The organism is Paenarthrobacter sp. NPDC089675, from assembly GCF_044749185.1.
Lineage (GTDB): Bacteria > Actinomycetota > Actinomycetes > Actinomycetales > Micrococcaceae > Arthrobacter.
In genome coordinates this window covers 1-13,580 of the sequence record NZ_JBIVHM010000017.1, presented here as the reverse complement: position 1 = coordinate 13,580, position 13,580 = coordinate 1, and the positions used below count along the sequence as shown (strand labels likewise).

11 protein-coding genes are annotated in these 13,580 nt (G+C 62.1%); 9 read left to right on the top strand and 2 right to left on the bottom strand.

Translation table 11 applies throughout. From position 1 onward, the window contains the following. Positions 1–71: 71 nt before the first annotated feature. Entirely contained in the window at positions 72–2,000 is a 1,929-nt protein-coding gene (locus tag ACIPY2_RS21500; protein WP_400268437.1) for an FAD-binding monooxygenase, read from the bottom strand. 202 nt (positions 2,001–2,202) lie between these two features. Here ACIPY2_RS21500 and ACIPY2_RS21495 point away from each other — a divergent pair, with 202 nt between their 5' ends. The 9 genes from ACIPY2_RS21495 (at position 2,203) to ACIPY2_RS21455 (ending at position 12,433) form a co-directional block, all read left to right on the top strand. Further along, positions 2,203–3,699, top strand: coding sequence for a fumarylacetoacetate hydrolase family protein (locus ACIPY2_RS21495; protein WP_400268436.1), 1,497 nt, complete (start codon positions 2,203–2,205; stop codon positions 3,697–3,699). Then, entirely contained in the window at positions 3,692–4,369 is a 678-nt protein-coding gene (locus tag ACIPY2_RS21490; protein ID WP_400268435.1) for a GntR family transcriptional regulator, read from the top strand. The genes ACIPY2_RS21495 and ACIPY2_RS21490 overlap by 8 nt, the downstream gene beginning before the upstream one ends. A gap of 44 nt (positions 4,370–4,413) precedes the next feature. Continuing rightward, positions 4,414–5,958: a 5-carboxymethyl-2-hydroxymuconate semialdehyde dehydrogenase gene (gene hpaE, locus ACIPY2_RS21485; RefSeq protein ID WP_400268434.1), complete on the top strand. Its 1,545-nt coding sequence runs from the start codon at positions 4,414–4,416 to the stop codon at positions 5,956–5,958. A gap of 37 nt (positions 5,959–5,995) precedes the next feature. Next, positions 5,996–7,087: a 3,4-dihydroxyphenylacetate 2,3-dioxygenase gene (gene hpaD / locus ACIPY2_RS21480; protein WP_400268433.1), complete on the top strand. Its 1,092-nt coding sequence runs from the start codon at positions 5,996–5,998 to the stop codon at positions 7,085–7,087. 104 nt (positions 7,088–7,191) lie between these two features. Further along, complete coding sequence (hpaH, locus tag ACIPY2_RS21475) at positions 7,192–7,977, top strand: 2-oxo-hept-4-ene-1,7-dioate hydratase (protein ID WP_400268432.1); 786 nt, start codon at positions 7,192–7,194, stop codon at positions 7,975–7,977. Further along, complete coding sequence (locus tag ACIPY2_RS21470; protein WP_400268431.1) at positions 7,962–8,765, top strand: HpcH/HpaI aldolase/citrate lyase family protein; 804 nt, start codon at positions 7,962–7,964, stop codon at positions 8,763–8,765. Before hpaH ends, ACIPY2_RS21470 begins: the two co-directional genes overlap by 16 nt. A gap of 78 nt (positions 8,766–8,843) precedes the next feature. Then, positions 8,844–10,337, top strand: coding sequence for an NAD-dependent succinate-semialdehyde dehydrogenase (locus ACIPY2_RS21465; RefSeq protein WP_400268430.1), 1,494 nt, complete (start codon positions 8,844–8,846; stop codon positions 10,335–10,337). 549 nt (positions 10,338–10,886) lie between these two features. Continuing rightward, a complete protein-coding gene (locus ACIPY2_RS21460; RefSeq protein WP_400268429.1) occupies positions 10,887–11,090 on the top strand; it encodes a hypothetical protein in 204 nt (67 codons plus the stop codon). A gap of 23 nt (positions 11,091–11,113) precedes the next feature. Further along, complete coding sequence (locus ACIPY2_RS21455) at positions 11,114–12,433, top strand: aminotransferase class III-fold pyridoxal phosphate-dependent enzyme (RefSeq protein WP_400268428.1); 1,320 nt, start codon at positions 11,114–11,116, stop codon at positions 12,431–12,433. A gap of 881 nt (positions 12,434–13,314) precedes the next feature. Here ACIPY2_RS21455 and ACIPY2_RS21450 read toward each other — a convergent pair. Next, the coding region (locus tag ACIPY2_RS21450) for a hypothetical protein (protein ID WP_400268427.1) at positions 13,315–13,580 on the bottom strand (266 nt) is incomplete at its 5' end.

The window sequence follows — 13,580 nt, the reverse complement described above, 5'->3', positions numbered from 1 at the left end:
CCTTGGGGTTCCAAGATCAGCTTCTGAAGCAGAATCCGTGCTTGCGGCTGCCGGGTTTCTGCGTCGGGTTTTCAGGCGTGGCTGAGTTCATCGGCGTCCTTTGTCGTTGCGCTTTCCGCCGCGGAAAGCAGCCGCGCGAAAAATTCTCCGAGTTCTGCTGTTGCTGTCAGGGGCAGGACGTTGGCGACGTATTGGTCCGGGCGCACCACGACGATGGCGCCGTCGCGGCTGAGGCCGCGGGCCTCGAAGATGTCGTTGCCGGGGTCGGTGCCGAAGACTTTTTCGAGGTAGGTGAGTTTGAAGGGTCCGACGGTGGGTTTGAAGACCGCGGGGACGGCGTTGATGTCCACTCCGGTGTGGTCTTGCTGGTAGATCACCTTGATGTCGAACCAGGCGTCGCGGTCAAGGCTCGACGGCGTTGCGGCCAGCGGGGAGTCGGGTGCGGTGTCCAGCCACTGGGCCAGGTCCGCCACGGCACCGGGGGCGCCTGCTGGGTTGGCGTCGGCGAAGACGTAGATGCGCCAGCGTCCGTCGGCTTTGGCGTGGTGGCCCAGGTGCATGGGGTTGGTGTCACAGACCCTCTGCACGGGTGCTGACTTGAAGCGTTTGCCTACGAGGAATCCGGCTGCGAGGTGCTGGTGGGTTGCTTCGGCAACGAGCATCGAGGGGGCGTACTGGGTCATGAACCCGGCCGGGAACTCCGCGGTGCTGGTGTAGAAGGTTTCCAGTTCGGTGGGGTCCTTGAATTCCTCGGGCTTCTTGGCCATGAGGGTGGACCATTCCTTATCGAAGTCGATCAGGTTCTTGGCCACGACCTGGCGTTCGGCGGAGTAGGTGTCCAGCAGCGATTCCGGGGACCGGCCTTCGAGGACGTGGCCGAGTTTCCAGCCGATGTTGAATCCGTCCTGCATGGAGACGTTCATGCCTTGCCCGGCCTTGGCGGAGTGGGTGTGGCAGGCGTCGCCGGTGATGAAGACGCGCGGGGTGCGCGTGCCGCGTTCGTCCGGCAGGACGTCGTCGAACCTGTCCGTAAGCCGGTGCCCGACTTCGTACACGCTGTGCCAGGCCACGTTGCGGACATCGAGGGTGTAGGGGTGGAGGATGTCGTTGGCCTTGGCGATGATCTGGTCAATGGTGGTCTTGCGCACCGCGCCGTGGTCATCGGCAGCGACCTCACCCAGGTCAACGTACATCCGGAACAGGTGCCCGCCCTCGCGGGGAATCAGCAGGATGCTGCCACCGGAGCCGGACTGGATGGCGCACTTGGTGCGGATGTCCGGGAAGTCCGTCACTGCCAGCACGTCCATGACGCCCCAGGCGTGGTTGGCCTGGTCCCCGGCCAGATGGCAGCCAATGGACTCGCGGACCTTGCTTCTCGCTCCGTCCGCGCCAACGACATACTTGGCCCGAATAACCCGCTGCTGGCCTTCCCCCGCGCCGGAGGTGTGAAGGACGGTCACCTCCACGGGGTATTCGCCCTCGCCTGTGACCTTCAAGCCCACGAACTCATATCCAAAGTCCGGGACCATGCGTGTGGGGGAGTTGGCCATGAACTCTGCGAAGTAGTCCAGCACGCGGGCCTGGTTCACGATCAGGTGCGGGAACTCGCTGATACCGGCCGGGTCGTCCACGGCACGGGCGGCCCGGACAATCTTCGTGTGATCGGCCGGGTCCGGCTTCCAGAACGCCATCTCTGTGATGCGGTAGGCCTCGGCTGTGATCCGCTCTGCGAAGCCGAACGCCTGGAACGTCTCGACGCTGCGGGCCTGGATGCCGTCAGCCTGGCCAATCGCCAAGCGGCCCGGACGACGCTCGATGATGCGGGTGGTTACTCCCGGGAACTGCGACAACTGGGCGGCCGTCAACATCCCTGCAGGGCCGGTGCCCACGATAAGGACGTCGACTTCGTCCGGGAGCCCGGCCGGCCGGTTGATTCCGACGCCGGCGGCGGGCTCGACCCGCGGGTCACCTGAAACATAACCGTGGTGGTGGAACTGCACGGGCTTTCCTCACTTCGTCGTAAGCTGTTCGATTATATAACTGCTCGTTCGATAAACGAACAATTGCTGTTTGGTGTGGGACTCTACGGCATGCGGGAGCCCCTGTACAAGTGATATATGTCACTGTTGACTAAATAATAATCGTTGTACATCATATTCGTATACGATTTGATACTCGATATAGTGCTTGATTGGAGACCCCGTGACAGTGGAGTTCCGGACGCAGGAGCTTGGCCAGGATGTACTGGATCGGACGGGCAAAGTCATTGCCGTCCACATCAATTACCCCAGCCGCGCCGCGCAGCGTGGGCGCACTCCGCAGCAGCCGTCGTACTTCCTGAAGCCGCCGTCCTCCCTGGCGCTCGGCTCATCGGATGCCCCGGGTACGGTGGAGCGGCCGGCGGGTTGTGAGCTGCTGGGTTATGAGGGTGAGATCGCGCTGGTGATCGGCAAGGCGGCCCGGCGGGTTGGACTGGAAGATGCCTGGAGCCACGTCCAGTGGGTGACCGCTTCGAACGATCTCGGGGTTTACGATCTCCGCTACGCGGACAAGGGCTCGAACGTCCGGTCCAAGGGTGGCGACGGCTTCACTCCCGTTGGTCCGGTATTGCTCCCCGCCGACGCCGTCGATCCCACGCAGCTGCGGATCCGCACTTGGCACAACGGCGAACTGGTCCAGGACGACACCACGGAGGACCTGCTCTTCCCCTTCGCCCAACTCGTCGCCGACCTGTCCCAACTGCTGACCTTGGAAGAGGGCGACATCATCCTGACCGGCACCCCGGCCGGAGCTTCGGTCGCCAAGCCGGGGGACGTCGTCGAAATCGAGGTCACCGCTGGTGATTTCAGCATCGGCCGCCTCACCACCAAAGTGACGGAAGGTACGACGCCGTTCGCGGACTTTGGTGCCCAACCCAAGACTGATGACACGCAGCGGGAAGAGGCGTACGGCTCCCGCGAAGCCGCCGGACTGGCGCCCGCTTCCACGGGTTTGTCGCCTGAGCTGAAGGCCAAGCTCGAGTCCGTTGCTACCGCGACCCTGTCCTCCCAGCTCCGCAAGCGTGGGCTGAATAACGTCAGTATCGATGGCCTGCAGGCCACCCGCCCGGACCGCAAGGTGGTGGGCCTGGCCCGGACCCTTCGCTACGTGCCCAACCGCGAGGACCTTTTCAAGACCCACGGCGGCGGTTTCAATGCCCAAAAGCGCGCCATCGACTCCGTGAACGAGGGCGAAATCCTGGTCATGGAAGCCCGCGGCGAAAAGGGAACGGGCACGGTGGGTGACATCCTTGCCCTGCGCGCCCAGGTCCGCGGGGCCGCGGCGATCATCACCGACGGCGGTGTCCGCGACTTCTCCACCGTGGCCGATCTGGAGATGCCCACCTACTTCGCCAACCCGCACCCAGCCGTACTTGGCCGGCGCCACATTCCCTGGGACACCGACGTCACCATCGCCTGCGGAGGAGCAACCGTCCAGCCCGGCGACATCATCGTGGCCGACTCCGACGGCATCCTGGTCATCCCACCGGCGATCGTGGAGGAACTCGTGGACGACTGCATCGCGCAGGAGAAAGAGGAGATGTTCATCTTCCAGATGGTCCAGGAGGGCAACAGTGTGGATGGGCTGTACCCGATGAACGCCGAATGGCAGGCCCGCTATAAGGCATGGGAAGCCACGGAAGGAGCCTACGGTGACTGAAACCGCCGTCGGGAGCTCTGCTGTGCAAGCCAATCCCCAAAGCAAGTCCCAGCAGGCCTATGAAGCCGTAAAGGCGCGGATCGTGGAGGGCACCTACACGCCGGGTTACCGGCTGGTGCTTGCCAAGATCGCCGAGGACCTTGGCTTCAGCGTGGTCCCTGTCCGCGAAGCGATCCGCCGCCTCGAGGCCGAGGGCCTGGTGAAGTTCGAACGCAATATCGGAGCCACGGTTTCGGGAATCAACCCCACCGAGTACCTCTACACGATGCAGACACTGAGCATCGTGGAAGGCGCGGCCACGGCGTTGTCGGCGCCGCTGATCGACCCCGCCACCATCGCCAGGGCACGCGCCGTCAACGCCGAGATGCGCGAGTGCCTGGAACACTTCGATCCCATGCGCTTCACCGCACTGAACCAGGACTTCCACAGCGTCCTCTTTGAACACTGCCCCAACCCGCACATCCTCGACCTCGTGCACCGGGGCTGGAACCGGCTGGCGTCCCTGCGCTCGTCCACGTTCCGTTTCGTGCCCGGCAGGGCACAGGAATCCGTGCGCGAACACGAGGCCCTGCTCCAGCTCATCGAGTCCGGGGCCGACGCCGACACCATCGAAAAAGCAGCCCGCCAACACCGCGCCGCCACCCTCGACGCCTACCTCGCCCACAGCTGACACCCGTCTCTGCTACTCCCGATTATTCAGATAGGACATCAAGGATGACTACCACTATCGCCAGCGAAGCAAAACACCTCGTGCCCGAGAATCTTCCTACACATCTTCAGCACTTCATCGACGGTCAATTTGTTGACTCGGTCTCCGGGAAGACTTTCGACGTCCAGGACCCCGTATCCAACCAGAACTACGCCACCGCAGCTGCAGCCCAGCATGAAGATGTTGATCTTGCTGTGGCCGCTGCCAAGCGCGCCTTCACAGAAGGGCCGTGGTCCAAGATGCTGCCCCGTGAACGCTCCCGCGTGCTGCACAAGATCGCTGACATCGTCGAATCACGTGACGACGAACTCGCACTCTTGGAAAGCTTTGACTCCGGCCTCCCGATCAAGCAGGCAAAGGGCCAGGCGCGTCGCGCAGCGGAGAACTTCCGCTTCTTCGCGGACCTGATCGTGGCCCAGGAAGACAACGCGTTCAAGGTCCCGGGCCGTCAGATCAACTACGTCAACCGCAAGCCGATCGGCGTCGCCGGTTTGATCACCCCGTGGAACGTCCCCTTCATGCAGGAGTCCTGGAAGCTCGCACCTGCCATCGCCACGGGCAACACCGTGGTGATGAAGCCTGCCAGCTACACCCCGCTCTCCGCCGTGCTTTGGCCTGAGATTTTCCGCGAAGCGGGCCTGCCGGACGGCGTCTTTAACCTGATTTTTGGATCGGGCAGCGTCGCTGGCGACTACCTGGTCAAGCACCCGGATGTCCCGATCATTTCCTTCACCGGCGACAGCTCCACCGGAGCCACCATCTCCACCGCCGCTGCACCCCAGTTCAAGAGCCTCTCCCTCGAACTCGGCGGCAAGTCCCCGGCTGTGGTCTTCGCCGACGCCGACATCGAAGCGGCCCTCGACGCAACTGTTTTCGGCGTCTTTTCACTGAACGGGGAACGTTGCACCGCAGGGTCCCGGGTTCTGGTGCACCGAGACATCTACGATGACTTCGTAACCCGCTTCGCCGAACGCGCCAAGAACATCGTCGTCGGTCTTCCTAGCGACCCCAAGACTGAAGTAGGCTCCCTCGTCCACCCGAGCCACTGCGAAAAAGTCCTGAGCTACATCGAGATCGGCAAAACCGAGGGCAGGCTCCTGGCCGGCGGCGGCCGCGCCGAGGGGTTCCCCACCGGGAACTATGTCGCACCGACCGTATTTGCGGATGTGGCGCCTGACGCGCGGATCTTCCAGGAGGAAATCTTCGGTCCCGTCGTGGCCATCACCCCGTTCGATACGGACGAAGAAGCACTCGAACTGGCGAACAACACCAAGTACGGGCTGGCCGCCTACGTCTGGACCGAAAACCTCAAGCGCGCCCACAACTTCGCGCACGGCATCGAATCTGGCATGGTCTGGCTGAATTCCAACAACGTCCGGGACCTCCGCACCCCGTTCGGCGGCGTCAAGGCCTCCGGCTTGGGCCGTGAGGGCGGCTACCGCTCGATCGACTTCTACACTACCCAGCAGTCCGTGCAGATCAACCTCAACGAAGCCCACTCCCCCAAGTTCGGAAACGTCAAGGATGCTGCCGCAACCAGCGACAGCTAAAAATCTCCCAAAACCCTTTCGAAGAAGAGAGACCATCATGAGCAACCCCTTCACCGGCCCGATCCCTACCCCTAGCGTTCCGGCTCCGGACATCGTCCGCTGCGCGTACCTGGAACTCGTGGTCACGGACCTGGAAAAGTCCCGCGCCTTCTACGTGGACCTCCTCGGCCTGCACGTCACCGAAGAGGACGAGAACACCATCTACCTGCGCTCCTTCGAGGAGTTCATCCACCACAACCTGGTGCTCCGCAAGGGCCCGGTTGCCGCAGCCGCTGCCTTCGCCTACCGGGTGAAGTCCCCGGCAGAAGTCGACGCCGCCGAAGCCTACTACCGCGAACTGGGCTGCCGCGTCGAGCGCCGCAAGGAAGGCTTCACCAAGGGCGTCGGCGATTCCGTCCGCGTCGAGGACCCGCTGGGCTTCCCCTACGAGTTCTTCTACGACGTCGAACACGTCGAGCGCCTCACCCAGCGTTACGACCTCTACTCCGCCGGCGAACTGGTCCGCCTGGACCACTTCAACCAGGTCACCCCGGACGTTCCGCGCGGCCGCAAGTACCTCGAGGACCTCGGCTTCCGTGTCTCCGAAGACATCAAGGATTCCGACGGCGTCACTTACGCCGCCTGGATGCACCGCAAGCAGACCGTACACGACACTGCCCTGACCGGTGGCAACGGCCCGCGCCTGCACCACATCGCGTTCTCCACCCACGAGAAGCACAACATCATCCAGATCTGCGACAAGATGGGTGCCCTGCGCATCAGCGACCGCATCGAGCGCGGCCCCGGACGCCACGGAGTCTCCAACGCGTTCTACCTCTACATCCTGGACCCGGACGGCCACCGCGTGGAGATCTACACCCAGGACTACTACACCGGCGACCCCGACAACCCCACTGTCACCTGGGACGTCCACGATAACCAGCGCCGCGACTGGTGGGGCAACCCCGTCGTCCCGTCCTGGTACACCGAGGCCTCCCTGGTGCTGGACCTCGATGGCAACCCCCAGCCGGTGATCGAACGCGAAGACAAGTCCGAAATGGCCGTCACCGTCGGCGCGGACGGCTTCTCCTACACCCGCCCCACCGAAGGGGCAGCAGCTGACGGCTTCAAACTCGGCGCACAGGTCTAGCCATGGTCCGCTGGTCCCAGTTCGCCGGCATGCTGGGGCCAGCATTTGGGCCTGTAGATCCGCATAAAAAACTACCATCACTTAGCCCGCAAAGGAGCACATCCGTGCTTGACCCCGCAACGATTGAAGCCATTGCCGACGAACTCCTTGAAGCCCACCGGAACCGCAAACCGGTGCCGCGCCTGACCGCCCGCTACCCGGACATGACGGTGGAGGATTCCTACGCCGTGCAGCAGTTGTGGCGCCAGCGCAACGAGGAAGCCGGACGCACGTTGGTGGGGCGGAAGATCGGCCTCACGTCCAAGGCCATGCAGGCCGCCACAGGCATCACGGAGCCGGACTATGGCGCGATTTTCGATGACATGGTCCTGGAAACCGGATGCTCCGTGGAATGGGACCAATACACGCACCCCCGGGTGGAGGTAGAGCTGGCCTTTGTCCTGAAGTCCGGGCTCAAGGGCCCCGGCTGCACTATTTTCGACGTCCTCAACGCCACCGACTACGTGGTTCCGGCCCTCGAAATCCTGGACTCCAGGATCGAAATGGAGGGCCGGACCATCGTGGACACGATCTCGGACAACGCCGCGATGGGTGCCATGGTGATCGGCGGCCGGCCCGTAAAGCCGGACGCCGTCGACCTCCGCTGGGTCTCCGCGATCCTGTACAAGAACCAGACCGTGGAGGAGACCGGAGTCGCAGCCGGCGTCCTCGACCACCCGGCCAACGGGGTGCACTGGCTGGCCAACAAGATCGCCGCGCACGGGGATTCGATGAAAGCCGGCGACATCATCCTGGCCGGCTCCTTCACCCGGCCCTTGTGGGTGTACAAAGGTGATACCGTCCACGCCGACTATGGACCCTTGGGAGCAGTGACATGCCATTTCAGCTGAGTCCCACCTTCTACTCGGCCCTCGCTTCCGCAGGACGACCCCTGGCCGGCATGTGGGTGTGCTCCGGCAGCCCCCTGGTGGCCGAGATCTGCGCAGGTTCGGGCCTGGACTGGGTACTGATCGACGCCGAGCACAGCCCCAACGGACTCGAATCGATCCTCGCCCAACTCCAGGCGATGCACGGCTATCCCGTCCAGGCCATGGTCCGGCCACCGGTCAACGACACCGTGGTCATCAAGCAGTACCTGGACCTCGGTGTGCAGAACCTGCTGGTTCCCATGGTCAACTCCGCCGAAGAAGCGGCCGTCGCGGTGGCCGCGGTCCGCTACCCGCCGCACGGTGTGCGCGGGGTCGGCTCGGCGCTGGCCAGGGCATCGCGCTGGAACCGGGTCCCTGACTATCTGGCCCAGGCCGGTGGCACCGTCAGCGTCACCGTCCAGATCGAATCCGCAGCAGCCGTCGAGGCCGTCGAGGAGATCCTGGCCGTCGATGGCGTGGACGGCATCTTCCTCGGGCCCTCGGACCTCGCTGCCTCAATGGGCGTGCTGGGACAGCAGGAACATCCCGAGGTGAGGGCCGCCGTCGAACGCTGCATCCAGGCCGCCACAGCGGCAGGCAAGCCAGCCGGCGTCAACGCCTTCAACCCGGACACAGCCCGCGCGTATCTCGACGCCGGCGCCTCCTTCGTGCTGGTCGGCGCCGATGTCGCCATGCTCGCCAGGGCCTCGGAAGGCTTCGCGGAAACATACATTCACGGCGCAGACAGCACCATCCGCGCCAGCTACTAAGCCCCGGTGGTTGGGCCTAGATAAACCTCTTCCAACGGGGCTCAACCACCGGTCATAACTAATTCTGAGGGACTTTTCATGACCACCGTAACCGTACTCTCCTCCGACCACGAAGCCGCACTCCTGGCCTCGGTTCCCACCGGACTCCTTATAAACGGCCAGTGGCGGGACGCATCCGATGGCGGGACATTCGATGTGCAGGACCCCGCAACAGAAAAGTTGCTAGCCACGCTGGCCTCTGCCACGAGCGCCGACGCTCTCGCCGCCTTGGACGCAGCCGACGCCGCCCAAGTCTCATGGGCCAGGACCGCGCCGCGGGTCCGGGCCGAAATCCTCCGTGGGGCCTTCGACCTCGTCACCGAACGCGCTGAAGACTTCGCACTGCTCATAACCCTGGAAATGGGAAAGCCACTGGCTGAAGCCCGCGGTGAAGTGACCTATGGAGCCGAGTTTCTGCGCTGGTTTTCCGAGGAAGCCGTGCGCGACTACGGCCGCTATCTGACCACACCCGAGGGTAAGAACAAGATTCTGGTTCAGCACAAACCCGTCGGCCCCTGTCTGCTCATCACTCCATGGAACTTTCCTCTAGCGATGGCCACCCGCAAAGTGGCCCCAGCGGTCGCAGCTGGCTGCACCATGGTGCTGAAACCAGCCAAGCTCACTCCCTTGACGGCCCAGTATTTCGCCCAGACCATGCTGGACGCGGGCCTGCCTCCCGGAGTCCTCAACGTCGTGGCGTCCTCCTCGGCTTCGGGAATTTCCGGACCACTGCTGAAGGACTCCAGACTGCGTAAGGTCTCCTTCACAGGATCCACCCCGGTCGGAAAGCGGCTCATGGCCGATGCCTCGCAGAACGTGCTCCGTACTTCCATGGAGCTCGGCGGGAACGCCCCCTTCATCGTGTTTGAGGATGCTGATCTCGAAGCGGCCGTTGAAGGCGCGATGGCAGCCAAAATGCGGAACATGGGTGAAGCCTGCACCGCAGCTAACCGCTTCCTGGTCCACGAGGCGGTCGCAGAGGAATTCACGCAGGAGTTCGCCGCTGCCATGGCCGCTCTGACAACAGGGCACGGCACCGACCCCCAGACCAAGGTTGGACCTTTGATCGACGGCGGAGCACGTGAAGACGTCCACTCCCTGGTCACAGCGGCCATTGATGCCGGTGCCCTCGCCATCACCGGCGGCTCACCAGTCCAAGGCGCCGGCTACTTCTATCAGCCCACTGTCCTGGCTAACGTTCCCAATGATGCCGCCATTCTGCGAGAGGAAATCTTTGGCCCGGTCGCTCCAGTCACCACATTCAATAGTGAAGAAGACGCCATCAGGCTTGCCAATGCCTCCGAGTACGGACTCGCCTGCTACCTCTACAGCCGGGACTTCAACAAGCTCCTCCGGGTCGCTGAACAGATCGAATGCGGAATGGTTGGATTCAACGCTGGCATAATATCCAACGCCGCAGCCCCTTTCGGCGGCGTCAAACAGTCAGGACTCGGTCGCGAAGGCGGCTCCGAGGGAATCGCTGAATACACCACCGTCCAATACATCGGTATCAGCAACCCTTATGCAGAATGACCACGTCAACTCCGATTGAGCTTTGAGCCTTTCGCTTCTGCTCGCCAGGCTCCGAGAGAACGACGCCGCTTCCGAGGGGGCCGCGATACACCAACAACTTGATGGGTAGACCTACACCGCAAGTCCCGGATCCAGGGCGTATGAGAATGCTCGATCAACTGAATGATTGAGCAATACGAGGACTTCGGAAACAGTAGGCGAGGCTGATGCGGTCAGGTTAAACGTGGCATGAGCTGGGACCCGACCTGGCATCCACAACTGAATCGAGAGGCTTTCGGCAAAATGCCCCTGTTCCCGGCCCGGTTGGCCGATCCTCAATGACATCCGCGATGAAGAACGCCCGGTAAAGGCCGCGGAAGAGGATGATCTCCACGCATGTTATTGGATGACCAATAGACCTTGTGCATCGAATAGGAATTAGGCATGCTGAGATACAACAATTGTGTGAACGGGTAGTCAAAGCCCCTGATGGCGACGCGTGGCTGCGGCTACGTGTGGCCCTTCTGGGTTCGATCTTCGTGCCAGGCTGCTTCAAAGAACGGCCCCAGCATGTCCCAGAAAGTCTTCAGGGCGCCGGGCGTCCCGGCTTCTGCGGGCACCCGACTCCCGGTGATCATCCTCCAGCTGACAGTCGTGGTCGATTTCGCTGTTGGCCGCGGGCGAGAAGAATACTTTGCTGAAACGAAAGTGGAACTTTGGGCAGAGCCTGCCTTGAAGTCGGAATTCACTGCACTCAACTTCCTACAGAACTAGCTTCTCCATTGAAAGGATTCTCAATGAGTACAGCATTGATCCAGAACGTGTTGGGAGCCGAGCTGCCGAACATTGACCGTGCGGAAGGCGTATGGCTTTTCGATACAGACGGCAACCGGTACTTGGATGGCTGTTCGGGGGCCGTGGTGACGTCGATCGGGCATTCCAACCCTCGCGTGATTGAGGCGATGAAGACTCAGGCGGAACGTGTTACTTACATCCACCGCGGCGCCTTTGCGTCCGAGACGACCCACCATCTGGCGGCCCGGCTTGCGGATGCCACCGGGTATGCCGGCGTTTGGTTCGTCAACTCGGGGTCGGAAGCCGTGGAAGCGGCAATGCAGTTCGCCCTTCAGTACTATCGGGAAAAAGGCAAGGATAGGCATTGGTTCCTCTCGCAGGCGAAAAGCTATCACGGCAATACCCTTGGGGCGCTCTCCCTATCTGGGCACGCTCGGCGACAAGTTGCTGGGAACCTGGCCTACCCGTTTGCCGAGCTGCCAGCACCATATCTATACCGTGAGGGTGAAGGTCTTGGCGAGGAGGAATACGCTCATAAACTCCTTGAGCAGGCCGAGCGGGCTATCGCTGAGCACGCGGACAGGCTCGCCGGCGTCATCTTTGAACCCGTAGGCGGCGCCACCTTGGGCTCAACCGTCCCACCGGATGCATACGTCAAAGGTCTTCGCCAACTGTGCGATAAATACGATGTCCTGTTGATCGCTGATGAGGTCATGACAGGTTTGGGCCGAACGGGGAAGCTGCTCGGAGTTGACCACTGGAACGTCAAACCCGACCTCGTGGCCATCGGCAAAGGGTTGGGCGCAGGATATACGCCCATCGCGGGAACTTTGGTGGACGCGGAGATCCTCGAAACTCTAACCCGAGGATCCGGAAGGATTCTGGGTGGGCACACTTACGCGGGCAACCCCCTTTCGATCGCAATCGCCAGCGCGGTGATTGATGTCCTATTTCAGGACAATTTGATCGCCCGCGCCGCGGACACCGGAAAGTATCTGGCTGACGGTCTGAGCAGACTTGCCGATAAGCATGAACTCGTTGGTGAGGCGCGGGGACTCGGCATGCTGCACTCAGTTGAGTTCGTACAAGACAAACGGACCAAGGAAGTGCTCGTGCCCCAGGGATCGCTCGCGCGACGTGTGGCGGACGCAGCCATGGACGAAGGACTCGTCATCTATGTCGCGACCGGCGGCTTTAACGACGCCTGCCAAATAGCGCCAGCCCTGACAATAACCCTAGACGAAATTGATGACCTCCTGGCTCGTCTCGATCGCGCGCTCTCTAAAGTCGAACAAGAACTCGGTTACCACATCGAGTCATAGAAGCAGGTGGCTACGCCGGATTGTTTATCCAATAAGCGACATGGAGCTTCGCTGGCCCAAACGATAATCCAGTCATGCTGCCGGCTTGGATCTTGACAAGTGGCCCACCGGGGCACCCATGGACGAAGGGGGCCAACTCGGCTCGGCAGGACAAATGTCCGGCAATCCGGCTGGAATCGGCATTTCGGTCCGCGGTGCGGCTGGGCTGTCGACGTACCGAATCGCGGTGCCCCTACGGCATGATCCTGAATTTCCAGCTGTCTGAGAGTCAGTCATCCAGAATCACCGTCATTCCGTAACCGTGGGGGTGCCAAGCAGCCGCCTATTGCCATAGGGCAGGACCTGTTCAGCCCGGTGGCCGTTGAATGCTTGAGCGACAACCCGGATCAGTTCTCCTTGGCTACGGGGCGCGGCGGATTGCAAGCAGAGAGCATTCGGCGGCTCAGCCATCATCACGGCACTTGACGCGAGACTGCTGCGATATGCGGGTGCGACACCGCCAGTGGGGTCTTTTCAAAGGGAGTAGGAACCCGCGGTCGGGCTGGACGCGGTCGGTGGCCCGAGTTCCCCCGGGGGGGTGGATCTGCGCTCCAACGCCATTACCTGCGGCGAAAAAGCGATCGCATCGAGTTGCACCAGCCCCATGGACCCACCTCTCACGCTCTGGGGTTAATTTTCTAGGCAGATTGAGATGTAGATCACAAAAACTATTGACAAGAACCTGATGGTACAAGAATAGTTGTCTATAGCACAATAAAGCCTGAGCTGGGCACAATGTGCGTACTGGCCGCTACCCCGGCGAGCCAGCCCCATTCGAACCTGCGACAGCGCCGGGCTTCTTTGTCGACGACGATGGACTGCAGATCGCAGGAACGATAACCTCATGGGCCGTCCTTGCTGGGCAACTTTTCCACTTGGGGCCTTAACTCAATTTCCATCACAACATGCAAAAGAAGTCGCAAGTTGTTGAGCATCACTGGAGGAACCTTGAATACAAATGCAGATTCGGCTGTTGAGTCGAATCCCGGGCCGTTGGCTGGTTCGGTGTCGACGGCTCCGCCCCGCACCCGGTTGAAGGGCGGGATGGGGATTTTGGCGTTGCTGTTCACGGTGATGGCCTTTAATGCTCCGTTGGCTTCGGTGGTGG